24 protein-coding genes are annotated in these 25,241 nt (G+C 61.9%); 3 read left to right on the top strand and 21 right to left on the bottom strand.

Annotated elements, in window-relative coordinates; genetic code table 11:
* Window positions 1–4: 4 nt before the first annotated feature.
* The 4 genes from guaA to KGA89_RS05630 all read right to left on the bottom strand — a co-directional run bounded on the left by guaA (window position 5) and on the right by KGA89_RS05630 (window position 4,760).
* On the bottom strand, window positions 5–1,582 hold the full coding sequence (gene guaA, locus KGA89_RS05615) for a glutamine-hydrolyzing GMP synthase (protein WP_003198041.1): 1,578 nt from the start codon (window positions 1,580–1,582) through the stop codon (window positions 5–7).
* Window positions 1,583–1,661: 79 nt separating this feature from the next.
* Window positions 1,662–3,131, bottom strand: a complete 1,470-nt coding sequence (gene guaB, locus KGA89_RS05620) for an IMP dehydrogenase (RefSeq protein ID WP_028237046.1) — start codon at window positions 3,129–3,131, stop codon at window positions 1,662–1,664.
* A 242-nt stretch (window positions 3,132–3,373) separates the two neighbouring features.
* Window positions 3,374–3,922 (bottom strand): sugar ABC transporter ATPase, encoded by a 549-nt coding sequence (locus tag KGA89_RS05625; protein ID WP_214511323.1) that lies wholly within the window; start codon window positions 3,920–3,922, stop codon window positions 3,374–3,376.
* Window positions 3,923–3,992: 70 nt separating this feature from the next.
* Window positions 3,993–4,760, bottom strand: coding sequence for a sulfite exporter TauE/SafE family protein (locus KGA89_RS05630; RefSeq protein ID WP_003198035.1), 768 nt, complete (start codon window positions 4,758–4,760; stop codon window positions 3,993–3,995).
* A 220-nt stretch (window positions 4,761–4,980) separates the two neighbouring features.
* On the opposite strand from KGA89_RS05630, the gene xseA reads away from it, so the two are divergent.
* The 3 genes from xseA to leuA all read left to right on the top strand — a co-directional run bounded on the left by xseA (window position 4,981) and on the right by leuA (window position 9,322).
* Window positions 4,981–6,360 carry an exodeoxyribonuclease VII large subunit gene (xseA, locus tag KGA89_RS05635; RefSeq protein WP_024616421.1) on the top strand — a complete coding sequence of 460 codons (1,380 nt, stop codon included), beginning with the start codon at window positions 4,981–4,983 and terminating at the stop codon, window positions 6,358–6,360.
* A 3-nt stretch (window positions 6,361–6,363) separates the two neighbouring features.
* Window positions 6,364–7,185, top strand: a complete 822-nt coding sequence (locus KGA89_RS05640; RefSeq protein WP_043042538.1) for a peptidoglycan DD-metalloendopeptidase family protein — start codon at window positions 6,364–6,366, stop codon at window positions 7,183–7,185.
* 457 nt (window positions 7,186–7,642) lie between these two features.
* On the top strand, window positions 7,643–9,322 hold the full coding sequence (gene leuA, locus KGA89_RS05645; protein WP_003198029.1) for a 2-isopropylmalate synthase: 1,680 nt from the start codon (window positions 7,643–7,645) through the stop codon (window positions 9,320–9,322).
* Between the two features lie 596 nt (window positions 9,323–9,918).
* Here leuA and KGA89_RS05650 read toward each other — a convergent pair.
* The 17 genes from KGA89_RS05650 to iscA all read right to left on the bottom strand — a co-directional run bounded on the left by KGA89_RS05650 (window position 9,919) and on the right by iscA (window position 25,225).
* A complete protein-coding gene (locus KGA89_RS05650; protein ID WP_003198027.1) occupies window positions 9,919–10,338 on the bottom strand; it encodes a hypothetical protein in 420 nt (139 codons plus the stop codon).
* Between the two features lie 68 nt (window positions 10,339–10,406).
* Complete coding sequence (locus tag KGA89_RS05655; protein ID WP_028237236.1) at window positions 10,407–11,198, bottom strand: amidohydrolase; 792 nt, start codon at window positions 11,196–11,198, stop codon at window positions 10,407–10,409.
* Entirely contained in the window at window positions 11,186–12,334 is a 1,149-nt protein-coding gene (locus tag KGA89_RS05660; RefSeq protein WP_223470873.1) for a pyridoxal phosphate-dependent aminotransferase, read from the bottom strand. The genes KGA89_RS05655 and KGA89_RS05660 overlap by 13 nt, the downstream gene beginning before the upstream one ends.
* Before the next feature lie 224 nt (window positions 12,335–12,558).
* Window positions 12,559–14,031, bottom strand: a complete 1,473-nt coding sequence (gene der / locus KGA89_RS05665) for a ribosome biogenesis GTPase Der (protein ID WP_003198021.1) — start codon at window positions 14,029–14,031, stop codon at window positions 12,559–12,561.
* Window positions 14,032–14,164: 133 nt separating this feature from the next.
* On the bottom strand, window positions 14,165–15,316 hold the full coding sequence (gene bamB / locus KGA89_RS05670) for an outer membrane protein assembly factor BamB (protein ID WP_003198019.1): 1,152 nt from the start codon (window positions 15,314–15,316) through the stop codon (window positions 14,165–14,167).
* Complete coding sequence (locus KGA89_RS05675; RefSeq protein WP_003198017.1) at window positions 15,309–15,950, bottom strand: YfgM family protein; 642 nt, start codon at window positions 15,948–15,950, stop codon at window positions 15,309–15,311. The genes bamB and KGA89_RS05675 overlap by 8 nt, the downstream gene beginning before the upstream one ends.
* Window positions 15,951–15,990: 40 nt before the next feature.
* Window positions 15,991–17,280 carry a histidine--tRNA ligase gene (gene hisS, locus KGA89_RS05680; RefSeq protein WP_003198015.1) on the bottom strand — a complete coding sequence of 430 codons (1,290 nt, stop codon included), beginning with the start codon at window positions 17,278–17,280 and terminating at the stop codon, window positions 15,991–15,993.
* Window positions 17,281–17,302: 22 nt separating this feature from the next.
* On the bottom strand, window positions 17,303–18,412 hold the full coding sequence (gene ispG, locus KGA89_RS05685) for a flavodoxin-dependent (E)-4-hydroxy-3-methylbut-2-enyl-diphosphate synthase (protein ID WP_003185136.1): 1,110 nt from the start codon (window positions 18,410–18,412) through the stop codon (window positions 17,303–17,305).
* A gap of 3 nt (window positions 18,413–18,415) precedes the next feature.
* Entirely contained in the window at window positions 18,416–19,438 is a 1,023-nt protein-coding gene (locus KGA89_RS05690; RefSeq protein WP_028237238.1) for a helix-turn-helix domain-containing protein, read from the bottom strand.
* Window positions 19,438–20,196 carry a type IV pilus biogenesis/stability protein PilW gene (gene pilW, locus KGA89_RS05695; RefSeq protein WP_063322851.1) on the bottom strand — a complete coding sequence of 253 codons (759 nt, stop codon included), beginning with the start codon at window positions 20,194–20,196 and terminating at the stop codon, window positions 19,438–19,440. Before pilW ends, KGA89_RS05690 begins: the two co-directional genes overlap by 1 nt.
* Before the next feature lie 12 nt (window positions 20,197–20,208).
* Window positions 20,209–21,357 (bottom strand): 23S rRNA (adenine(2503)-C(2))-methyltransferase RlmN, encoded by a 1,149-nt coding sequence (gene rlmN / locus KGA89_RS05700; protein ID WP_003198007.1) that lies wholly within the window; start codon window positions 21,355–21,357, stop codon window positions 20,209–20,211.
* 28 nt (window positions 21,358–21,385) lie between these two features.
* Window positions 21,386–21,811 carry a nucleoside-diphosphate kinase gene (ndk, locus tag KGA89_RS05705; RefSeq protein ID WP_003185145.1) on the bottom strand — a complete coding sequence of 142 codons (426 nt, stop codon included), beginning with the start codon at window positions 21,809–21,811 and terminating at the stop codon, window positions 21,386–21,388.
* 88 nt (window positions 21,812–21,899) lie between these two features.
* The gene (iscX, locus tag KGA89_RS05710) at window positions 21,900–22,100 is read right to left on the bottom strand and encodes a Fe-S cluster assembly protein IscX (RefSeq protein ID WP_003198004.1); all 201 of its coding nucleotides are present in this window, start codon (window positions 22,098–22,100) and stop codon (window positions 21,900–21,902) included.
* 13 nt (window positions 22,101–22,113) lie between these two features.
* Entirely contained in the window at window positions 22,114–22,455 is a 342-nt protein-coding gene (fdx, locus tag KGA89_RS05715) for an ISC system 2Fe-2S type ferredoxin (RefSeq protein WP_003198002.1), read from the bottom strand.
* A 3-nt stretch (window positions 22,456–22,458) separates the two neighbouring features.
* Entirely contained in the window at window positions 22,459–24,321 is a 1,863-nt protein-coding gene (gene hscA, locus KGA89_RS05720; protein ID WP_223470874.1) for a Fe-S protein assembly chaperone HscA, read from the bottom strand.
* A gap of 50 nt (window positions 24,322–24,371) precedes the next feature.
* On the bottom strand, window positions 24,372–24,893 hold the full coding sequence (gene hscB / locus KGA89_RS05725; RefSeq protein WP_003197997.1) for a co-chaperone HscB: 522 nt from the start codon (window positions 24,891–24,893) through the stop codon (window positions 24,372–24,374).
* An 8-nt stretch (window positions 24,894–24,901) separates the two neighbouring features.
* Window positions 24,902–25,225 (bottom strand): iron-sulfur cluster assembly protein IscA, encoded by a 324-nt coding sequence (gene iscA, locus KGA89_RS05730; protein WP_003185155.1) that lies wholly within the window; start codon window positions 25,223–25,225, stop codon window positions 24,902–24,904.
* Window positions 25,226–25,241 lie beyond the last annotated feature (16 nt).

Consider the following 25,241-nt stretch of genomic DNA (forward strand, 5'->3'; position numbering starts at 1 on the left):
AACCTCACTCCCACTCAATCGTCGCCGGCGGCTTGCTCGACACGTCATAAGTGACGCGGGAGATGCCTTCGATTTCGTTGATGATGCGCCCGGAAACGGTTTCCAGCAGCTCGTACGGCAGGTGTGCCCAGCGCGCGGTCATGAAGTCGATGGTTTCCACGGCACGCAGGGCCACGACCCAGGCGTAACGACGGCCATCGCCGACCACGCCCACCGATTTCACTGGCTGGAACACCACGAACGCCTGGCTGACCTTGTGGTACCAGTCGGCCTTGCGCAGTTCTTCGATGAAGATGTGGTCGGCGCGACGCAGCAGGTCGGCGTATTCCTTCTTCACTTCACCGAGGATCCGCACGCCCAGGCCCGGGCCCGGGAATGGGTGACGGTAGACCATGTCGTACGGCAGGCCCAGTTCCAGGCCGAGGCGACGCACTTCGTCCTTGAACAGTTCGCGCAACGGCTCGACCAGCTTGAGGTTCATCTCTTCCGGCAGGCCACCGACGTTGTGGTGGGACTTGATCACGTGGGCCTTGCCGCTCTTGGCGCCGGCCGACTCGATCACATCGGGGTAGATGGTGCCCTGGGCCAGGTACTTGATGTTGTCCAGCTTGTTGGACTGGGCATCGAACACGTCGATGAAGGTGCGGCCGATGATCTTGCGCTTCTTCTCCGGGTCGGACTCGCCGGCCAGGTTGTTCAGGAACTGCTCTTCGGCGTTGGCGCGGATCACTTTGACGCCCATGTTCTCGGCGAACATGGCCATCACTTGCTCGCCTTCGTGCAGGCGCAGCAGACCGTTGTCGACGAAGACGCAGGTCAGCTGGTCGCCAATGGCCTTGTGCAGCAATGCGGCAACCACCGAGGAGTCAACGCCGCCAGACAGACCCAGCAGCACGTTGTCGGTGCCAACCTGGGCGCGCACCTGGGCGATGGCGTCTTCAGCGATTTTCGACGGGGTCCACAGGGCTTCGCACTCGCAGATGTCGAGGATGAAGCGCGACAGGATGCGGCCGCCCTGCTTGGTGTGGGTCACTTCAGGGTGGAACTGCACACCGTAGTAACGGCGATCATCGTTGAACATGCCGGCAATCGGGCAGCTCGGGGTGCTGGCCAGGATGTGGAAGTCTTCCGGCATCCTGGTGACCTTGTCACCGTGGCTCATCCACACGTCCAGGCCGAACAGGCCGTCGGCGTCGACGTGGTCCTCTATGCCGTCCAACAGGCGGCTCTTGCCGACTACGTCAACGCGGGCATAACCGAACTCACGCAGGTCCGAACCTTCGACCTTGCCGCCCAGCTGTTCAGCCATGGTCTGCATGCCGTAGCAGATACCGAAGACGGGCACGCCCAGGTCGAACACGGCTTGCGGGCAGCGCGGGCTGTCGGCTTCGTGCACGGACTCGGGGCCGCCGGCGAGGATGACGCCTTTAGGCGCGAATTCGCGAATCGCTTCATCATCCATGTCGAACGGATGCAATTCGCAGTACACGCCGATTTCACGCACGCGGCGGGCGATCAGCTGGGTGTACTGGGAACCGAAGTCGAGGATCAGGATGCGGTGAGCGTGAATGTCGAGGGCCATGACTCATTCTCATGTAGTGAATCAGAAACAACTCGGGGCTGAATGAACAGCCCCGGTGATTAACGTTTTGCTGGAAGCCTTAACCTACGCGGTAGTTTGGCGCTTCCTTGGTGATCTGCACGTCGTGGACATGGGACTCGGCCATGCCAGCGCCGGTGATACGCACGAATTCCGGCTTGGTGCGCATCTCTTCGATGTTGGCGCTGCCGGTGTAGCCCATGGAAGAACGCAGGCCGCCCATCAGTTGATGGATGATGGCGCTCAGGGTGCCTTTGTACGGCACGCGACCTTCGATGCCTTCCGGCACCAGCTTCTCGGCACCCGCGGAGGAGTCCTGGAAGTAACGGTCGGAAGAGCCCTGGGCCTGGGACATGGCGCCCAGCGAACCCATGCCGCGATAAGCCTTGTAGCTACGGCCCTGGAACAGCTCGATCTCGCCCGGAGCTTCTTCGGTACCGGCGAACATCGAACCCATCATCACGCAGGAGGCACCGGCCACGATGGCCTTGGACAGGTCACCGGAGAACCGGATACCGCCGTCGGCGATCAACGGCACGCCAGTGCCTTCAAGGGCGGCGGCGACGTTGGCGATGGCGCTGATCTGCGGCACGCCGACACCGGCAACGATGCGGGTGGTGCAGATCGAGCCTGGGCCGATACCGACCTTGACCGCGTCGGCGCCGGCTTCGGCCAGGGCCTTGGCGGCAGCGCCGGTGGCGATGTTGCCGCCGATCACCTGCACTTCAGGGAAGTTCTGCTTGACCCAGCGAACACGGTCGATCACGCCTTTGGAGTGGCCGTGGGCGGTGTCGACCACTACCACGTCAACACCGGCACTGACCAGGGCGGCGACACGGTCACCGGTGTCCTTGCCGGTGCCGACCGCAGCGCCGACGCGCAGACGACCTTGGTCGTCCTTGCTCGCCAGCGGGTAGGCCTTGGCTTTTTCGATGTCGTTGACGGTCATCATGCCCTTGAGGGCGAATTTGTCGTCGACGATCAGCACGCGCTCGATGCGGTGCTTGTGCAGCAACTCGCGGACTTCTTCCTTGTTGGTGCCTTCCTTGACCGTGACCAGGCGCTCTTTAGGCGTCATCACTTGGCGGACGGTGGCATCCAGGCGATTCTCGAAACGCACGTCGCGGGAGGTGACGATGCCGACCAGGTCGCCATCGTGCAGCACCGGAACGCCGGAGATGTTGTGCATGCGGGTCAGTTCGAACAGATCCCGGACCGTGGCGTCAGCCTCGATGGTGATCGGATCCTTGACCACGCCAGCCTCGAACCGCTTGACCTTGCGCACTTCGGCGGCCTGCTGTTCGATGGTCATGTTCTTGTGGATGATACCGATACCGCCTTCCTGGGCCATGGCAATGGCCAGACGGGCTTCGGTCACGGTGTCCATGGCGGCGGAAACCAGGGGGATATTCAGTTCGATGCCACGGGTGAGACGGGTTTTGAGACTGACTTCGTTAGGCAGTACTTCGGAATAACCGGGCACTAGGAGAATGTCGTCGAAGGTCAGAGCTTCTTGGCTGATACGCAGCATCGCGGGGGCTCCCGAGCGGGAAAATGGAAGCGCGCCATTATACTCATGGACCCCGTCTGGCTCAATGTAAAACTCTGTCTATTATTGCCGGGCTGATTGACGGGCTAAATCACTGCCCGATTGCCAACACATTCCCTGTGGGAGCGAGCTTGCTCGCGATGGCGGCGTATCAGTCAACACCGCACCAACTGACCCGACGCCATCGCGAGCAAGCTCGCTCCCACACTCGCTCATCGGTGTCCTTACAACTCCACCTTCACCCAACTCACCGGCTGATCGAGCCAATCGGCGAATTCATCGAGAAAGTCCTGCTTGAACCCCGCCTCCAGCCAATTGTTGAAGATGAACCCCAGGTTGGAAAAACCGCAGGGCTGCAGGAACAGGAAGCCGTTGATGTCGTCTTCATGAGCGCATTCTGGGCAAGTGAAGTTGTCGGTGCGCGCCGGCATCCAGTCTTCCAGGCTTTCGAACAGCGCTTCGCCGACTTCCTTGCGGCACTCGGCGCAACCGGCTTCTTCGAGAAAGCCCTTGGCCGGTGTATAAATGCAGCGCTTGGTGATGATCTCCAGGCCATTGATCGCTTCACCGAACGGCAAGGCTTCGGGATGCAGGACCACCTCGCGGGCTCCAGGGGCGATGGCGTGGGCCATGCGATTGCCGGTGCGCCCGCAGGTGGTCAGTTGTTCTTCGACGATATTCTTGCGCACCAGCCAGCGCACGATCGCCCGGGCCCGAGGCTCGTGGACCGGCAGGGTGGAAATTTTCGGAACGATGATGCTTTGCGAGTTCATGGCGAGGCCTGGCTGTTTCCCTGGCAGGGTCTGATCAAAGGCCGGCAGCTTAATCCCTGGCGGGGCCAGGTCAAGCACTCAGGTAGCGCCCGATCAACGCGAGGCCGCTGGCAAGCACCAGCCAGGTGACCAGCCGCACGAATGCCTCTCGCGACATCTTCATGGTCAAGCGACGCCCTACCCACAACCCCAGCGCCATGGCCGGCAACAAACACAGCGCCAGTACCAACAAGGGTAGCTCGGCATAGACCCCGGCCACGATAAACAGACTCAGGCGCACCACGGTGCTGCAACTGATCAGGGCACTTTGCGTGGCTCGGGCCGGGTCCTTGGGCAAGCGACTGTTCAGGTAGATGGCATATAAAAAGCCGCCACTGCCAAACAACGCGCCGAACATCCCGCCCACCGTGCCCATCGGAACCGCCCACAGCGATGACAACTGCGTCGGCCGGGTCTTGATCAGCAGGCTGTAGATCGCATAGCAACTGATGAACACCCCCATCAGCAGCAGCAACAGGTCGGACTTGAGGTTGAGCAGGAAAATCACCCCGAGGGTGCAGCCCAGCGCCATGCACGGCAACAACCGCAGCAGCTCCGGCCGGGACACGTCCCGGCGCGACGGCAGCAAGTTGCCGAAGGCCGCGACAAAATCCAGCAAGACCAGCAGCGGGACGATTTTCGACAGGGGCATGAACAGCAGCAGAATGGGCGCGGCCACCAGCGCTGTGCCGAACCCGGCGATACCGAAGACGATATAGGCCAGGGCAATGGCCGAGCCGATCACCAGCCATTGCGTGGGGGCAAATGCCCACTGGCCCAACCATGGGAGAAGACTCATCCGGTACTTCCTTGATGGCGAAAGCGGCGACTTTAGCCAGATGCGGGGGGTTACTTCCAGCATTTGTGGTGATTGGCCTATCGCTATCGCGAGCAGGCTCGCTCCCACATTTGATCTTCAGTGCGACATAGATCTCCTGCAGGAGCGAGCTTGCTCGCGATGCAGGCAACCCGGTCTAATTGTCTGCACACCACCGGCGAATCCCCTTATCATGCCGCCCATGATTAAAGATCCCTTTGCCCGACTGGGCCTGGACCGCGAGGTCCTGACTGTCAGCCAGCTCAACGGCCGTGCGCGGGTGTTGCTTGAAGACGTGTTCAGCAACATCTGGGTCGAGGGCGAAATCTCCAACCTCGCCCGTCCGGCCTCCGGCCATGTGTACTTCACCCTCAAGGACAGCGGTGCCCAGGTGCGTTGTGCGCTGTTCCGGCAGAATGCCGCGCGGGTGCGCCAGGCCTTGAAAGACGGGCTGGCGGTGAAAGTGCGCGGCAAGGTCTCGCTGTTCGAAGGCCGTGGCGACTATCAACTGATCCTCGACACCGTCGAGCCGGCCGGCGATGGCGCACTGCGTCTGGCCTTCGATGCCTTGAAGGAAAAGCTCAGCGCCGAAGGCCTGTTCAGCGCCGAACGCAAGGTGCCGTTGCCGGCCCATCCGCAACGCATCGGCATTATCAGTTCACCCACGGGAGCGGTGATCCGCGACATCATCAGCGTATTCCGCCGCCGCGCGCCGCAGATTGCCCTGACCCTGATTCCCACTGCCGTGCAAGGCCGCGAAGCCACCGCACAAATCGTCCGCGCCCTGAAGCTGGCCGACGCCCGTGGTTTCGATGCGCTGATCCTGGCCCGGGGCGGCGGTTCGCTGGAAGACTTGTGGTGCTTCAACGAAGAAGCCGTGGCCCGGGCGGTGGATGCCTGCGTCACGCCGATCGTCAGCGCCGTGGGCCATGAGACCGACGTGTCCATCAGCGATTTCGTCGCCGACGTACGCGCCCCGACCCCGTCCGCCGCCGCCGAACTGCTGGCCCCGGATGCCGGCGACCTGGTGCGTCGGGTCGAAAGCCTGCATCGCCGGCTGGTGATGCGCATGCGTGACCGGCTGATGCGCGATCAACTGCGTCTCGAAGGCCTCACCCGACGCCTGCGTCACCCCGGCGAACGCCTGCGCCAGCAAGCCCAGCGCCTCGACGACCTGGACATGCGCATGCGCCGGGCGTTCGAGCGCAGCCTCAATACCCGCCGCGAACGCCTGATCCGCCTGGAAACCCGCCTGGCCGGGCAACACCCGGGCCGACAACTGGCATTGCTGCGCCAGCGCCTGGACAGCCTGGCCGAACGCCTGCCCCGGGCCATGCGCGAAGGCCTCAAGACGCGCCGCGTGCAATTGCACAACCAGATGCAGACGCTGCACATTGTCAGCCCCCTGGCGACCCTCGGCCGCGGCTACAGCATTTTGCTCGACGAACGCGGCCAGGCGATCCGCAGTGCCGGGCAAACCCAGACCGGCCAGCGCCTGACCGCCAAGCTCGGCGAAGGCGAATTGCTGGTACGGGTCGAAGACAATCACCTGACGCCGGTCACCCTTTCTTTACTGGATTGATTCATGCCGCGATATCTCGCCCCCTTGCTCTTGCTGTGCCTGACCTTCAACGCCCACGCCGACAGTTACATCACCCGCCTGCTGAACAAACCAGTGCCCGGCGGCGTGGCCGTGGTGGACCTGGGCAGCGCCGCCAAGGCACCGAAAGCCAGTTACCAGGGCAAGCCGGTGCTGGTGGTCAAGGAACAGGACAACTGGCTGGCGATTGTCGGCATCCCGCTGACGGTCCAGCCCGGCACGCAGCAAATCAGCAGTGGCGGCGGCACCCAGCCGTTCGTGGTCGGCTACAAGAAGTACCCCGAGCAACACATCACCCTGAAGAATAAGCGCCAGGTCAACCCGAACCCGGCGGACCTCAAGCGCATCGACGCCGAGCTGGCGGTGCAACTGAAGGCTTATCGCAGCTTCAGCCCGAACATCCCCAGCAACCTGCTGCTGGACAAACCGGTCGACGGCCCGCTGTCGAGCAAGTTCGGCGTGCGCCGCTTCTTCAACGGCGAAGAGCGCAACCCCCACGCCGGCCTGGACTTCGCCGTGCCCGCCGGCACGCCGATCAAGACCCCGGCCGCCGGCAAGGTGATCCTCACCGGCAACTACTTCTTCAATGGCAACACCGTGTTCGTCGACCATGGCCAGGGCTTCATCAGCATGTTCTGCCACATGTCGAAGATCGACGTGAAGGTCGGCCAGCAACTGGCCCGGGGCACCGTGGTGGGCAAGGTCGGCGCCACCGGCCGCGCGACGGGGCCGCACATGCACTGGAACATCAGCCTGAACGATGCGCGGGTGGATCCGGCGATTTTTATCGGGGCGTTTCAACCCTGAATATTTTCGGTGAGGCCACTGGCCTCTTCGCGAGCAAGCCCGCTTGCACAGGTACAGCGTTGATTTTGAGATCGCCAACATTCCCCTGTGGGAGCGGGCTTGCTCGCGAAAGGGCCAGCGGCATCGCAACTCTTCGTCATGGATTGCCGAGTGACAAGCATCGACGCAATAAAACTACAAATACCTCATATTCACGCGATTAAATCTCGCAAACCCGCCTAAAAGCAGAACTTATCTCAATTTTTTCCGACTGCTTGCGATCCTCTCCTCACGCGGTTAGGGTTGAAGGCATGAAAACCTCTCACACCCTCATTCAGCTTCGCCAGCACCGCAGCCTGTGCCTCGTCAGCGCACGACTGCCGGGCTGAATCGCGGCACCTCGTCCCGGCTGTGAAGCCACCCCCATCGAACCACCGGCAGGCCGCCTTTTTCCGGCCACGACAATAAGGATTTCCCCATGAGCATGCTCAAAGACCCGTCTTCCAAATACCGCGCCTTCCCGACCATCAACCTGCCGGATCGCACTTGGCCGTCGAAGACCATCACCGCCGCGCCGATCTGGTGCAGCTCCGACCTGCGCGACGGCAACCAGTCGCTGATCGAGCCGATGGACGCGGTCAAGAAGCTGCGCTTCTGGAAAACCCTCGTCGCGGTGGGCGTGAAGGAAATCGAAGCTTCGTTCCCAGCCGCTTCGCAGACCGACTTCGACTTCGTGCGTACCCTCATCGAAGAAGGCCACATCCCGGACGACACCACCATCCAGGTGCTGACCCAGGCCCGTGAAGACCTGATCGCCCGTACGTTCGAATCCCTGCGCGGCGCGAAAAAGGCCATCGTTCACCTGTACAACGCCACCTGCCCGTCGTTCCGCCGCATCGTGTTCAACCAGGACAAGGAAGGCGTGAAGGAAATCGCGGTGAACGCGGCCAAGCTGTTCGTCAAATACGCCGCGCAGCAACCGGAAACCCAATGGCAGTTCGAATACTCGCCAGAGACTTTCAGCGCCACTGAGCTGGAGTTCGCCAAGGAAGTCTGCGACGCGGTGATCGAAGTCTGGAATCCGACGCCAGAGCGCAAGGTGATCCTCAACCTGCCCGCTACCGTGGAAGTCGCCACGCCGAACATCTACGCCGACCAGATCGAGTGGTTCCACCGCAACATCACCCGTCGTGACAGCGTGCTCATCAGCCTGCACACCCACAACGACCGTGGCACCGGCGTAGCCGCTACCGAGCTGGGCCTGATGGCCGGCGCCGACCGTGTCGAAGGCTGCCTGTTCGGCAACGGCGAACGCACCGGTAACGTCGACCTGGTGACCGTGGCGCTGAACCTCTACACCCAGGGTATCAACCCTGAGCTGGACTTCTCCGACATCGACGGCGTGCGCAAAGTGGTCGAGGAATGCAACCAGATCCCGGTACACCCGCGTCATCCGTACGTTGGCGACCTGGTCCACACCGCGTTCTCCGGCTCGCACCAGGACGCCATCCGCAAGGGCTTCGCCCAGCAGAAATCGGACGGTCTGTGGGAAGTGCCTTACCTGCCGATCGACCCGGCCGACATTGGCCGCAGCTACGAGGCGGTGATTCGCGTCAACAGTCAGTCGGGCAAGGGCGGCATCGCCTACCTGCTGGAACAGGAATACGGCATCAGCCTGCCGCGTCGCATGCAGATCGAGTTCAGCCAGGTGGTACAGCGCGAAACCGATCGCCTGGGCCTGGAAATGACTGCCCAGCAGATCCACGCCCTGCTGCAGCGTGAATACCTGCAAGCCAACACCCCGTACGCGCTGGTCAGCCATCGCCTGCAGGAAGAAAACGGCAACAGCGCCGTGGAAGTGGAAGTGGCGAGCAAGGGCCAGGGCGAGACCAACCTGCACTGGCGCGGCAAGGGCAACGGCGCGCTGGAAGCCCTGGTGGCCGGCCTGCCAATTCCGGTGGAGATCATGGACTACAACGAACACGCCATCGGCGCCGGCACCAATGCCAAGGCGGCGGCGTACATCGAACTGCGGGTCAACGGCGAGCGTGCGGTGCACGGCGTGGGCATCGATGAAAACATCACCACTGCCAGCTTCAAGGCGCTGTTCAGCGCACTGAACCGTTCCCTGAGCCAGCCGGAAGCCAAAGCGGCCTGATCGGTCGCTGAAAAATCAAAAAGGCCCCGGGGTGTGAACCCCGGGGCCTTTTTGTTTGGCTGATGGTTTTGTGTGGTCTGGTAGGGCCTCATCGCGAGCAAGCTCGCTCCCACATTTGGATAGCGGCGCTGCCCACCTGTGGGAGCGAGCTTGCTCGCGATGGCGGTCTGTCAGACAACCAAAATGTCAGGCATGGGTATCGATCGAGACAGTCATTGCCTGCAACAGAGCGGCCTGCAGGGTCTGCAATGTGGCTTGGGTCGCCATGATCTGAGTCTGGATCGCCATGGTTTCCTGAGCTTTCTGCTCCTCCCACATTTGGATAGCGGCGCTGCCCCCCCCTGTGGGAGCGAGCTTGCTCGCGATGGCGGTCTGTCAGACAACCAAAATGTCAGGCATGGGTATCGATCGAGACAGTCATTGCCTGCAACAGAGCGGCCTGCAGGGTCTGCAATGTGGCTTGGGTCGCCATGATCTGAGTCTGGATCGCCATGGTTTCCTGAGCTTTCTGCTCCTCCCACATTTGGATAGCGGCGCTGCCCCCCCCTGTGGGAGCGAGCTTGCTCGCGATGGCGGTCTGTCAGACAACCAAAATGTCAGGCATGGGTATCGATCGAGACAGTCATTGCCTGCAACAGAGCGGCCTGCAGGGTCTGCAATGTGGCTTGGGTCGCCATGATCTGAGTCTGGATCGCCATGGTTTCCTGAGCTTTCTGCTCCTCATCAGCCCGGCTTTTTTGCACCCGAGCTAGCTGGGCTTGCTGTTCGGCCAGCAACTTCTCGGTCTGTTCGATCTGCTTCTTCAGTTGTTCGATGACATCGCCGCTGCCGCTGCTGCCACCCGCACCTGCGATATTCGCGCCGCTGGTGTCGACTTCCAATTTCTTGTCTTTGTCTTCGCTGCTGTCAGTCGATGCCACTGGACTGACCGCTTTCTCTTCTTCAGCCCCACGGATGGAGACTTTAGGGGCTGACAATGGATAAGGGTTGACGGTGGTTGCGCTGATACTGGTCATAGGGACTTCTCCTTGGCTGACCGGTTATCGGCACGCAACACCGTTCCTGAAGGGTTGAAACGTTTCAGTTAGATGAATTCGAACGAGTCGGCATCCAGGTTCGCCGGAAACCGCGTGCGATACGCCGCCAGGTCCGCTGCGTTCAAGCACACCTTGAACACACCATCCGCCTCGCCGGCGCTGAGCAAGCTCTCGCCCTGGAAATCCAGCACCTGGCTGTCACCGGTGTAGGCGAAGCCCTTGCCGTCGGTGCCAACACGGTTTACCGCCGCCACGTAGCACAGGTTCTCGATCGCCCGGGCCGGCAACAGCCGATTCCAGTGCAGACGCCGCGCCCCGGGCCAGTTGGCGGTGTACAGCAGCAGGTCGGTGTCCTCGGCGTCGCGGCTCCAGACCGGGAAGCGCAGGTCGTAGCAAATCAGCGGACGAATCCGCCAGCCCTTGAGTTCGAACAGCACCTGTCGCTCCCCCGGGGTGTAGTGGTTGTGCTCCCCCGCCATGCGAAACAGATGGCGCTTGTCGTAATGCAGCACCTCTCCATCCGGCCGCGCCCAGAGCAGGCGATTGCGATGGCTGCCGTCAGCGGCCTGGATGATCACACTGCCGGTGATCACCGCGTCCAGCTTCGCAGCCTGGGCCTTGAGCCATTGGCGCGTCGGGCCGTTCTCCGGCTCCGCCAGGGCCTCGGATTCCATGGAGAAACCGGTGGTGAACATCTCCGGCAGGATGATCAGGTCAGCCCCGCGCGCCTGCTCAAGCAGCGCTTCGAAATGTTCCAGGTTGGCCCGGCGGTCGTGCCAGGCCAGGGTGGTCTGGACCAGGGCAATGTCGAGGTCTGGCAATGTACTCAAATCACGCATAGCTTTTGCGCCGCTTCGCGCAGCGTCTCCTCGCGTTTGGCAAAGCACAGGCGCACCAGGCGCTGGCCTTGTGGTGGGTGCTGGTAGAACACCGAGATCGGAATCGTCGCCACGCCATGCTCACGGGTCATCCACACCGCCATGTCGACGTCATTCAGGTCCGGGCGAATCTGCGAATAGTCCACCAACTGGAAATAAGTGCCGGTCACGCGCTTGAAGCTGAACCGCGACGGGGCCAGCAAATCGCAGAACAGGTCGCGCTTGGCCTGGTAGAAGTCCGGCAGCTCATCGACGTGTTCCGGATGCTCGGCCATATAGTCGGCCAGGGCGTACTGCAAGGGCGTCACGCCGCAGAAGCTGACGTACTGGTGCACCTTGCGCAGTTCCGCCGTCAGGGCCGCTGGCGCCACCACGTAGCCGGTTTTCCAGCCGGTGACGTGGTAGGTCTTGCCGAACGAACTGACCACGAAGGCGCGGCGGTATAGCTCTTCATGGGCCAGGACACTGGCGTGGGCGACGCCATCGAACACCAGGTGTTCGTAGACCTCGTCGCTGACCAGGTAGATGTCACGGTCGCAAATCAGCGTCGCCAATTGATCCAGTTCGGCGCGGCTGATCAGGGCGCCGCTGGGGTTGTGCGGCGAGTTGAGGATGATCATGCGTGTACGCGGGCTCAGGGCTTCGCCGAGCTTCTCGAAGTCGATGGCGAAATCATCCAGGCCCAATGGCACGTGCACGCAACGCCCCCCGGCCAATAGCACGGCGGGCTCGTAGCTGTCGTAGCTGGGGTCGAAGACGATCACTTCGTCGCCGCTGTGGACCACCGCCGCAATGGCACAGAAAATCGCCTGGGTCGCGCCTGGGGTCACGGTGACTTCCTGATCGGCATCGACACTGGCGCCGTAGCTGCGGGCGATCTTCGCCGCGATTTGCTGGCGCAGCGCCGGCAGGCCGGTCATGGGCGAATACTGGTTATGGCCTTGGGCAATGTGCCGGCCGACCGCATCGCGCAGGGCCTGTGGGCCATCGAAATCGGGAAAGCCCTGGGACAGGTTCAGCGCGCCCGTCTGCGCGGCGAGCTGGGACATCTGGGTGAAAATAGTGATGCCGACATTCGGCAACTTGCTGGTGATCATGGAGGGTCCCTGCTCTGCACCCGGCTCTGGTGCGGCGCGGGAGAGCTCGAGGATAGCCCAATCGCCGGGCATGAAAAAGGGCGCCACCCAGGGCACCCTTCTCATGCTGAAGACTCATGCCCTGTGGGAGCCAGAGCTGTGGTAGGCAAGACTGTGAGGCCAAGCCTTGCTCCCACAGTTCCATAGGTCCACAGGTCCAGATCCAGATCCAGATCCAGACTGGATCAGCGCTTGTCGCGGCGCTTCTTGTCGGCCTTCTTGTGGTGCGACATCAAGCGGCGCTTCTTGTTGACCTGGCGGTCGGTGAGCGTGTTCTTGTTGCCTTCGTACGGGTTCTCGCCGCCCTTGAACTCGATGCGGATCGGCGTGCCGACCAGCTTCAGGACGCGACGGTAGGTGTTCTCCAGGTAACGAACGTACGACTTGGGCACCTTCTCGATCTGGTTACCGTGGATCACGATAATCGGCGGGTTGGCGCCGCCCAAGTGGGCGTAGCGCAGCTTGATCCGACGGTTGTTGACCATCGGTGGCGCGTGCTCGCCTACCGCATCTTCGAGGATCTGGGTCAGGCGGTTGGTCGGCCAGCGGGTCACCGCCGACTTGAACGAGTTCTGCACCGAAGCGTAGAGGTTGCCCACGCCCGTGCCGTGCAGAGCCGAGATGAAGTGGATATCGGCGAAGTCGACGAAGAACAGGCGACGCTGCAATTCGATCTTCACGAAATCCCGTTCGCTCGGCGTCATGCCGTCCCACTTGTTGATCGCGATGACCAACGCACGACCGGCTTCCAGGGCGAACCCCAGCAGGTTCAAGTCGTGATCGACCACGCCTTCGCGGGCGTCCATCACGAAGATCACCACGTTGGCGTCTTTGATCGCCTGCAGGGTCTTGACCACGGAGAACTTTTCTACTTCTTCGTGGATCTTGCCGCGCTTGCGCACACCGGCGGTGTCGATCAGCGTGTACTTCTCTTCGTTACGCTCGAAGGGAATGTAGATGCTGTCGCGGGTGGTGCCGGGCTGGTCGTAGACGATGACCCGGTCTTCGCCGAGCATGCGGTTGACCAGCGTCGACTTGCCCACGTTCGGGCGGCCGATGATGGCGATCTTGATCCCGTCCTTTTCGCTCGGGCCAGGAATGCGCTTGGCTTCCTCGCCTTCGGCAACGATCTCTTCCTCGCCCTCTTCCGGCTCTTCCACGTCGTCTTTCGGGAAACTCTCCAGAGCGATTTCCAGCATCTGGGTGATGCCACGACCGTGGGCGCCGGCGATCGGGATCGCCTGGCCCATGCCCAACGGTGCGAATTCGGCGCGGGCCATGTCCGGGTCGATATTGTCGACCTTGTTGGCGACCACGTAGGAACGCTTGTTACGCTTGCGCAAATGCTCGGCGATCATCTGGTCGGCGGCGGTAAAACCGGCCTTGGCGTCTACCAGGAACAGCACCACATCGGCTTCTTCAATGGCGAGCAGCGACTGCTCGGCCATTTTTTCGTCCATGCCGTGTTCATCACCGGAGATGCCGCCGGTGTCGACCAGAATATAGGTACGCCCTTGCCACTTGGCCTCACCGTATTGGCGATCACGGGTCAGACCGGACAAGTCGCCGACAATGGCGTCGCGAGTCCTGGTCAGGCGGTTGAACAAGGTGGACTTGCCGACGTTCGGTCGGCCCACCAGGGCGATTACGGGAACCATGCGGCTCTCCACTTCGTTATTTCAGAAAATACAAAAGCCGCTGCGAGGCAGCGGCTGGTGCTCGGGGCAGTCTGTGCAAGCCCTGCAAACCTTGTGAACAAGGCCGCTTGGGGGATTAGCCCCAAGCATAGTCTTACTTGATGGTCAGGGCTTCCAGTTTGCCGCTGTTGCCATACACATAGATCATGTTGCCCACCACCAGCGGACGGGCACGCAGGCCGTCGCTGTCGATGCGCTCACGGCCGACGAAACGACCGTCCACCTGGCTGAGCAGGTGCAGGTAACCTTCCAGGTCACCCACTGCGACGTAGCTGGAGAACACTTCCGGGGCCGACAGTTGACGACGGGCCAGGGAGTCGTTGCTCCACAAGGCGGTGGTGGAACGCTCGTCAACACCTTCGACGGTGCCCGAGGACAGGCTCACGTAGACGCTGCCAAAGCCTTGGGCGACACCGGCGTAGCTGGACGCATCGCGCTGCCACAGCGGACGACCGCTTTCCAGGTCCAATGCTGCAACGCGGCCCTGGTAGCTGGCGACGTACAGTGTGCCGCCAGACAGCAGCAAGCCGCCGTCGATGTCGACCACACGCTCCAGCTCCGAACGACCTTGCGGGATCGCTACGCGCTGTTCCCAGACCGGCACGCCGTTGGAAATATCCAGGGCCACCACTTTACCGGTCGACAAACCAGCCACCGCCAGGCGGTTGGTGACGACTGGTGCGCTGGTGCCGCGCAGGGTCAGTACCGCCGGGGTGCTGTCGTACAACCAGCGTTGGTTGCCGGTAGCGGCATCCAGGCCGATCAGACGGTCGTCCTGGGTCTGGACCACCACCACGTCACCGTTGGTGGCCGGCGGTGCGAGCACTTCACTGGTCACGCGGGCGCGCCATTTCTCTTCACCGCTGCTCGCGTCCAGGGCGACGATCTCGCCCTTGAGCGTGCCGATCATGACCAGGCCATAACCCACGCCAACGGCGCCGGAAACAGGCAGTTCAAGATCTTTCTTCCATTTGACGTCGCCGTTGGTGCGGTCCATCGCCATCACCACGCCCGTGACATCACCTGCATAGATGGTGTCGCCGTCAATGGCCGGCACCAGCATGTTGTAGGTTTCGCCCTGGCCATCGCCGATGGAACGGCTCCACTGCTTCTGCAGCACGACTTCTTCTTTGAAGTCGGTCAGTTCGGCCGGAGGCAGTTCTTTCTTGCTGTTGCTGCTGCAACCCGCGGCCAGAATGGCCAGAGCCAGCAATGCTGCATGTTTCCAACGGATCACGTCACGCATCCCCTTTGGCCAGGTCGTCCAGCTTGATTTGCAGGCCACCGACTGCGGCTTCATCCGACAGCGCAGCCTTGGCTTTTTGGTAGGCCGCATGGGCCTCATCGGCACGGCCCAGCTGTACCAGCAGGTCGCCCTTGAGTTCTTCGCGGGTCGCCAGGAATGCCTTGTCGGCATCACCGTCGAGCAGCTTCAAGGCGTCTTCGGCCTTGTTCTGTGCCGCCAGTACCTGCGCCAGGCGCTGACGCGCCACTTCGCCCAGGGTCGGGTTGGCCGGTTTGTCGACGATACCCTTGAGCTCGGTGGCCGCGTCGTCCAGCTTGCCGCTGTCCACCGCCACCTTGGCCACGAACAGGCGACCGTATTGGGCGTAGGCGGTGCCGCCGAATTCCTTGTCCAGCTTGCCGGCCAGGTCCGCCACGCGGGCAGCGTCAGGCTTGCCGTCCGGGGTCAGGGTGGTTTCCAGCAATTGCTGGTAGAGCACCGAGGCGCCTTGCGACTGGTTGCTCTGGTATTTCTGGTAGGCCTGCCAGCCGAACACGATGACCAGCGCCAACAGGCCGCCAGTGACCAGCGGCTTGCCGTTGCGCGTCCACCAGTCCTTCAAATCCGCCAGCTGTTCATCTTCGGTACTCGACACCCCAATACTCCTTAATCGCTAAATCGGCTGTTTGACAGCTTCAACCCTGCACGACGCAGGTGGCCAGGTGTGCAGCAAGCGCATCCCAGGCAATGCTTTGTTGTTCGCCCTGGCCACGCAGGGGTTTGAAACCTACCACTTGTTGGGCCAGTTCGTCGTCACCGAGGATCAGTGCATACAGCGCACCGCTCTTGTCGGCCTTCTTGAATTGGCTCTTGAAGCTGCCAGCACCGGCGTTGATCTGCAGGCGCAGGTTGGGCAACTGGTCGCGGATCCGCTCGCTCAACGACAGGGCTGCCAGCTCGGCGGCCTCGCCAAAGGCGCACAGGTAGACGTCGACCTGACGGGCCAGTTCTTCGGGGACCTTGTCCAAGGCTTCAAGCATCAGCACCAGGCGCTCGATGCCCATGGCAAAGCCCACGCCCGGGGTCGGCTTGCCGCCCATCTGCTCAACCAGCCCGTCGTAGCGGCCGCCGGCACACACGGTGCCCTGGGCGCCGAGTTTGTCGGTGACCCACTCGAAGACGGTCTTGCTGTAGTAGTCCAGGCCACGGACCAACTTGGGGTTGATCACGTAAGGAATGCCCACGGCGTCGAGGCGCGCCTTCAGCCCTTCGAAGTGTGCACGGGATTCGTCGTCGAGGTAGTCGGCCATTTTCGGCGCGTCGACCAGGACCGCTTGGGTCTCGGCATTCTTGGTGTCGAGCACACGCAGCGGGTTGGTCTTCAGACGGCGCTGGCTGTCTTCGTCGAGCTTGTCCAGGTGGGCGGAAAGAAACTCCACCAACGCTTCACGGTAGCGGCCACGGGACTCGCTGGTGCCCAGGCTGTTGAGCTCAAGCTTGACCGCATCGCGAAGCCCCAGCTCGCCCCACAGGCGCCAGGTCATGACGATCAGCTCGGCATCGATGTCCGGACCCTCGAGGTTGAACACCTCCAGGCCAATCTGGTGGAACTGGCGATAACGGCCTTTCTGCGGACGCTCGTGACGGAACATCGGGCCGACGTACCAGAGTTTCTGTACCTGACCGCCGCCGGTGATGCCGTGCTCGAGCACCGCACGCACGCAGGCCGCCGTGCCTTCGGGGCGCAGGGTCAGGGAATCGCCGTTGCGGTCGTCGAAGGTGTACATCTCTTTTTCGACGATGTCGGTCACTTCACCGATGGAGCGCTTGAACAGCTCGGTGAACTCGACGATCGGCATGCGGATCTGCCGATAGCCGTAGTTATCCAGCAGACGCGCCACGGTGCCCTCGAAATAGCGCCACAGGGGCGTCTGCTCGGGCAGGATGTCGTTCATGCCACGAATGGCTTGCAGGGACTTGCTCACGTGTATTCCTTAATCTTTCGACTTAACCGCGCGCGATGACCGCTGCGTCGGCTTCGACCTTTTCGGCCGCTTTCTGGCGGATCAGCCGTTCCAGCTCATCCACCAGATTGTCATTCGTCAGTTTCTGCGACGGCTTGCCGTCGATGTAAATCAGGTTCGGTGTACCGCCAGTCAGGCCGATATGGGCCTCCTTGGCTTCGCCCGGCCCGTTGACCACGCAACCGATCACCGCGACATCCAGCGGCACCAGCAGGTCTTCAAGGCGCCCTTCCAGCTCGTTCATGGTCTTGACCACATCGAAGTTCTGCCGCGAGCAGCTCGGGCAGGCGATGAAGTTGATGCCACGGGAACGCAGGTGCAGGGACTTGAGAATGTCGTAGCCGACTTTCACTTCCTCGACCGGGTCAGCCGCCAACGAGATGCGGATGGTATCGCCAATCCCTTCGGCGAGCAGCATACCGAGGCCGACGGCGGATTTCACCGTGCCCGAACGCAACCCACCGGCTTCGGTGATGCCCAGGTGCAGCGGCTGGACGATTTCCTTGGCCAGCAGGCGGTAGGCTTCGACGGCCATGAACACGTCGGACGCCTTCACGCTGACCTTGAAGTCCTGGAAATTCAGGCGTTCGAGGTGCTCGACGTGGCGCAGGGCCGACTCCACCAGTGCCGCCGGGGTCGGTTCGCCGTATTTCTTTTGCAGGTCTTTTTCCAGGGAACCGGCGTTCACGCCGATGCGGATCGGGATGCCCCGGTCGCGGGCGGCATCCACCACGGCACGGACACGGTCTTCGCGACCGATGTTGCCCGGGTTGATGCGCAGGCAATCCACACCCAGCTCGGCAACACGCAAGGCGATGCGGTAGTCGAAGTGGATGTCGGCCACCAAGGGCACCTTGACCAGTTGCTTGATCTTGCCGAACGCCTCGGCGGCGTCCATGTCCGGCACCGATACCCGCACGATGTCGACACCGGCGGCTTCCAGGCGGTTGATCTGGGCGACCGTGGCGGCCACGTCATTGGTGTCGCTGTTGGTCATGCTCTGCACAGCGATAGGCGCATCGCCGCCCACGGGCACGTTGCCGACCCAGATTTTTCGGGATTCGCGACGCTTGATTGGAGATTCGCCGTGCATGACTTATTGACCCAACTTCAGGCGAGCGGTCTCGCCACTGGTGAACGGAGCGATGTCGACCGGCTGGCCGTTGTAGCTGACCTGCGCGCCACGGGCATAACCCAGGCGTACGGCAAAGGGTGGCTTGCCGTTGATGGAGGTGCTGTCGCCCTTGCGCTTGAGGCCACTGAACAACACCTTGCCGTTGCCATCGGTGATCTGCGTCCAGCAGTCGGCGACAAACTGAATCTGTACCTGGCCTTCACCTGCCGCTGGAGCCGGGGTCGGGGCCGCCGGAGCTGCCGGAACAACCGGCGCGGCTGGAGCCGCGTGGGTCGCAGGCGCAGCCGCGGTTGGCGCTGGCGTGCTCGGTGCGGCAGGGGCGGTGGCAATCGGTGCAGTCGGCGCTGTTGGTGCAGCTGGCACAGGGGCTGGAACAGCCGGCTCGGCACCCGCTTCGGCATCGGCGGCGTCCTGGCCCTGTGGCAACGCCAGGGCGGTTTCGCCTTCGGCCTGGCCTTCGACGACAGCCTGGTCTTCCGGCTCGTCCAACGGATGGATCTGGGTGGTGCCGTCGGCGCCTTCGACCTCAACGTGCTCAGGGTTCATGGCGACCGGCTCCTTGTTGCGCAAGGAAGCCTGATCCTGCCACCAGACAAAACCGCCGCCAATCACCGCGATCAGCAGCAACAGGCTGACGATTCGCAAAATGGTGTGGGAAACGCGAACCGGCTCCTCGATGCGACCCAGGCTGTGCACGTTGCTGCCCTGGGCATCGGAACCGGTGTATTGATCGAATTGCTGGACCAGCACGGTCTGGTCCATGCCGAGCAACTTGGCATAGGCGCGGATATAGCCGCGGGCGAAGGTATGCCCAGGCAGCTTGTCGAACGCGCCCGCTTCCAGATTGCCCAAGGAGGCCACGGTGAGATTGAGCTTGAGGGCCACTTCGGCCAGCGACCAACCATTGCTTTCGCGGGCTTGACGCAGGGTCTCACCAGGATTTACGCGAGTCGCTGCTACAACTTCGGGATGCGCCGCTTTCATCATTGCTCCGACAGGTATTGCTGATATTCCGGCGTACCGGGATAGAGTCTTTTGAGTTGCAGGCCGTAACTTGCAGCCTTGTCGCGATCTTCAAACACATGTGCCAGCCGAACGCCGAGCAATAGACTACGTGCATTTTGCTCGCTCAGCAGGCTAAAACGCTCGTAGTAGTCACGCGCGGGCACATAATGCCTGTCTTCGTAGGACAACTCAGCCATTTCCAGCAGCGCCCGCGGTTGCTGGCGGTTGAGCCGCAGCGCCTTTTCCAGCTGCTGGCGGGCCAGGTCACGCTGGCCCAGCTGCGCGGCCGTCATGCCGAGGTTTTCGAAAACCCGCGAACGCTCAGGGTAAAGGGTGTCGGCGGCAGCCTGCTCGAAGCGCTCGTAGGCGTCCTTGTAGCGTTTCTGCTCGAAAAGAAAGCTGCCGTAGTTGTTCAGGATCCGGGCGTCTTGCGGGCGGGCAGACAGCGCCTTGCGAAAATGCTGGTCGGCCAGCTCCGGCTCCATCTCGGCCTGGAACACCAGCGCCAGGGCCGCGTTGGCGTCCGGGTCGGAATCGTCCAGCTCCAGGGCTTTCTTGAGCGGCACCTTGGCCCGTTCGGTCATGCCCTGCTGCAGGTAGCCAATGCCCAGTTGCACGTAGGCCACACGCGCCTCGTCGCGCCCTTTGCTGGTCCTCATCGGGTTGTAGTCACCCGACAGGACACAACCGGAACAAAGGCCGGCCAACAGCAAAACGAGCGCGAAGCGCAGGGACATAGAGTTCCTCTCTTAGTGACTGTTCGCAGCGTTTTGCACCGCATCGTCCGCGGCGTTCAACTCACGCACGGCAATGTAGCGTTCGCTGCGACGGGTGCGATCCAGCACCTGTCCTACCAATTGGCCACAGGCGGCGTCGATGTCTTCGCCGCGGGTGGTGCGCACGGTGACGTTGAAGCCAGCGTGGTGAAGCTGATCCTGGAAGCGACGAATCGCGTTGTTGCTCGGACGCTCGTAACCGGAATGCGGGAACGGGTTGAACGGAATCAGGTTGATCTTGCACGGGATGTTCTTGAGCAGCTCGATCATCTCGACCGCGTGTTCGACCTTGTCGTTCACATCCTTGAGCAGTGTGTACTCGATGGTCAGCACGCGCTTTTCGCCCAGGGACGACATGTAGCGCTGGCACGACTCGAGCAGCATCTTAAGCGGATATTTCTTGTTGATCGGCACCAATTGATTACGCAATGCGTCATTGGGTGCGTGCAGCGACAACGCCAGGGAGACGTCGATGTGCTTGGCCAGCTCATCGATCATCGGCACCACGCCGGAAGTGGACAGGGTCACGCGGCGCTTGGAGATGCCGTAGCCCAGGTCGTCCATCATCAGGTGCATGGCGGAAACGACGTTGTCGAAGTTCAGCAGCGGCTCACCCATGCCCATCATCACCACGTTGGTGATGGCACGGTCGACGGTCGCCGGGACGCTGCCAAAGGATTTGTTGGCAATCCACACCTGGCCGATCACTTCGGCGGCGGTGAGGTTGCTATTGAAGCCTTGCTTGCCGGTGGAGCAGAAACTGCAGTCCAGGGCACAGCCTGCCTGGGACGAAACGCACAAGGTGCCGCGTTTGCCCTGGGGAATATAGACGGTCTCGACGCAGCTGCCGGACGCCACGCGCACCACCCACTTGCGGGTGCCGTCGCTGGAAATGTCCTGGCTGACCACTTCGGGGCCGCGAATCTCGGCAACAGCCTTGAGCTTTTCGCGCAGGGCCTTGCCGACATTCGTCATGGCGTCGAAGTCGTCGACGCCAAAGTGGTGAATCCATTTCATCACCTGACCGGCACGGAAACGCTTCTCCCCGATCGAGTCGAAGAATTTCTCCATTTCCGGCTGGGTCAGCCCCAGCAGATTGGTTTTAACAGTCGATGTAGTCATGGATTCACCTTCACTCTCAAGCCAATGCTTAGCGAGCGGTTACTTCAGTAGCAGCGAAAAAGTAAGCGATTTCGCGAGCAGCAGCGGCTTCGGAGTCCGAACCGTGAACGGCGTTGGCGTCGATGGACTCGGCGAAGTCAGCACGGATGGTGCCGGCAGCAGCTTCTTTAGGGTTGGTAGCGCCCATCAGCTCACGGTTGCGAGCGATAGCGTTTTCGCCTTCCAGCACCTGAACGACAACCGGACCGGAAGTCATGAAAGCAACCAGCTCACCGAAGAAACCGCGCTCGCTGTGCTCAGCGTAGAAGCCTTCGGCTTCGGCTTTGGACAGTTGCTTCATTTTCGAAGCTACAACGCGCAGGCCAGCGTCTTCGAAGCGGGTAACGATCTTGCCGATCACGTTTTTAGCAACGGCGTCAGGCTTGATGATGGAGAAAGTACGTTGAACAGCCATGGTGTAACTCCAGAAACGGTAATTTGCGAAAAATTAAACCCGCGAATTATACGCGGGTTCAGGGGTATTGCCTAACCTGCCAGGTCGATCAGTCGATTTCTTCGATCCAGAGCGCCTGGACCGCTTCCAAGACCTTCTCGCCGCAACGGCCAGAGGTGCTGTCGAAACCGGGAAGCTCCATGATCCAGTGCTGCAGATCGACGAAATTGACCTTCAGCGGATCCACGTCCGGCTTGGCTTCGGCCAGTTCTTCTGCGATGCGTTGTACATCATTCCAACCATAGCTCATGACAGTGTCACCATCAGTGCGGCGCTTCGGCCGCATGGTTAAGCGAATATTTCGGGATTTCGACCACCAGGTCCTCGGTGCCGACCTTGGCCTGACAGGTCAGGCGCGACGTCGGTTCCAGGCCCCAGGCCCTATCAAGGTAGTCTTCTTCCAGCTCATCGGCCTCATTCAACGAGTCGAAACCTTCGCGAATGATGCAATGGCACGTGGTGCAGGCACAGACACCGCCGCAGGCGCTCTCGATCTCGATGTGGTTGTCGTGGGCCACTTCAAGAATGGACTTGCCGGTTTCGGCCTCTACCACCATACCGTCCGGGCAATGCTCGGCGTGTGGCAGAAAAATGATCTGCGGCATCAGTTATTCCTCGATTTCATTCAGGTTGCGCCCCGCCAGGGCGGCTTTCACCGTCGAGTCCAGGCGGCGGGCAGCAAAGGCGTCGGTGACGTGCGACAGACGCTTGGTCTGCTGCTCGATGGCATAGCCATCGGTGCCTTTGATCAATTCGGACAATTCCTGCATCTGCAGCTCGATGACCATGCGCTCTTCGGCATCCAACAAACGGTCGCCGTCAGCCTCAAGGGCACCTTGCACGGCTTCGATCAGGCGCTGGGCGTCGACCTGCTGCTCGCGCAGCACACGGGCGACTTTGTCGTCGCTGGCATGCTGGAAGGAATCCTTGAGCATCTTGGCGATTTCGCCGTCGGTCAGGCCATAGGACGGCTTGACCTGGATGCTCGCCTCCACGCCCGAACCCAGTTCGCGGGCGGAGACGTTGAGCAAGCCGTCGGCATCGACCTGGAAGGTCACGCGGATCTTCGCCGCACCCGCCACCATCGGTGGGATGCCACGCAATTCGAAGCGAGCCAGGGAGCGGCAGTCGCTGATCAGCTCACGCTCGCCTTGCAGCACGTGGACCATCATGGCCGACTGGCCGTCTTTATAGGTGGTGAAGTCCTGGGCGCGGGCAACGGGGATGGTGGTGTTACGCGGAATCACCTTCTCCATCAGGCCACCCATGGTCTCCAGGCCCAGGGACAACGGAATCACGTCGAGCAGCAGCAGTTCGCCGCCATCGCGCTTGTTGCCGGCCAGGGTATCGGCCTGGATCGCGGCGCCGATGGCAACCACCTGGTCCGGGTCGATTTCAGTCAGCGGCTGGCGGCCAAAGGCCTCGGCAACGGCTTCGCGAACCCGAGGCACGCGGGTCGAACCCCCAACCATGACCACGGCTTTGACGTCTTCGAGCTCCACGCCGGAATCGCGCACGGCACGGCGGCAGGCCTTGAGGCTGCGGGCGACCATGGGCTCGATCAGGGCATCAAAGGCTTCGCGGGTCAGCGTGGCTTTCCAGTCGCCATAAGCGACTTCAACCGCAGCGTCGTCGGTCAAGGCTTCCTTGGCGGCGCAGGCGGTTTGCAGCAGATGGCGCTGCGCACCCGGGTCGAGGTCAGCGGACAAACCGGCTTGCTCGATGATCCAGCCGGCGATGGCGTGGTCGAAGTCATCGCCGCCCAGGGCGCTGTCGCCGCCGGTGGCCAGGACTTCGAAGACACCGCCAGTCAGGCGCAGGATCGAAATATCGAAAGTACCGCCACCCAAGTCGTAGATGGCGACCAGGCCTTCGGCATGCTGGTCCAGGCCATACGCCACCGCAGCGGCCGTCGGCTCGTTGAGCAGGCGCAGCACGTTCAGGCCGGCGAGCTTGGCGGCATCCTTGGTGGCTTGGCGCTGGGCATCGTCGAAATAAGCCGGGACGGTAATGACCGCGCCCACCAATTCACCGCCCAGTGCCGCTTCGGCGCGCTGGCGCAAGACCTTGAGGATGTCGGCGGAAACCTCTACCGGGCTTTTCGGGCCCTGTACGGTTTCGATGAACGGCATGTGGGATTCACCGCCGACGAAGCGGTACGGCAGTTGGTCGCCCAGTTGCTTGACGTCGGACAGACCACGACCCATCAAGCGCTTGACCGAGACGATGGTGTTCAACGGGTCGGTGGCGGCGGCCAGCTTGGCCGACTCGCCCACTTCGACGTGATCGGCGTGATAGCGCACGGCGGACGGCAGGATCACCTGCCCCTGCTCATCGGCCAGCGGTTCGGAAAGACCGCTGCGCAAGGCAGCGACCAGGGAATTGGTGGTACCCAAGTCGATCCCGACAGCCAGGCGACGCTGGTGCGGTTGTGGACTTTGGCCGGGTTCGGCGATCTGCAGTAGGGCCATCGTAATCAGGACTTATCTGTAATCAGGCGTGCGACCGGAGCGGCACTGGGTTAATCGTCGAGGCGCTCTTCGAGCTGGCGCACTTCGTAGGTGAGCTTGTCGAGGAACTGCATGCGCCGCATCAGGCGTTCGGCCTGTTCGCGCTGCGCGGCATCGTTCCAGCAGGCTGCGAAGCTTTCGTTCAATGTGTGCTGGGCGTCTTTCAAGCGGCGCTTGAATACCGCGACACCGGCCAGGTCGGCGCTGTCCTGCAGGTCTTCGAGCTCTTCGCGCCATTGCATCTGCTGCAAAAGAAACTCGGGATCGTGGACCGTGACCTCCAGCGGCAACTCATGGCCGCTGATGGCGAGCAGGTAACGCGCGCGCTTGGCTGGACTCTTGAGTGTCTGGTACGCCTCGTTGAGGTTCGCAGACTGCTCAAGCGCCCGGCGCTGCTCGGCTTCGGAGGCGTCAGCAAAGCGGTCCGGGTGGACACCACGGGCCAATTCCAGATAACGCGCGGACAACTGGTCGAGATCCAGCTGGAACGCAGGCTGCATCTGGAACAACGCAAAATGACAAGGAGTACCCACAAGCTGCCTCAGATGTTGAAGCTTTCGCCGCAGCCACATTCACCGCGCACGTTGGGGTTGTTGAACTTGAAGCCTTCGTTCAACCCTTCCTTGACGAAATCCAGTTCGGTGCCGTCCAGGTACGTCAGGCTCTTGGGGTCGATGATCACTTTCTGACCATGACTCTCGAACACCTGATCGTCTTCGCCCACTTCGTCGACGAATTCCAGTACATAGGCGAGGCCAGAACAGCCCGTGGTGCGAACACCCAGGCGGATACCCTCGCCCTTGCCGCGCCCCGCAAGTGAGCGCTGGATATGGTTAGCTGCCGCTTCTGTCATCTGGATAGCCATGGAAAACTCCTTACCG

Origin of the sequence: Pseudomonas sp. A-RE-22, assembly GCF_019956035.1 — a bacterium.
Classification (GTDB): domain Bacteria; phylum Pseudomonadota; class Gammaproteobacteria; order Pseudomonadales; family Pseudomonadaceae; genus Aquipseudomonas; species Aquipseudomonas brassicacearum.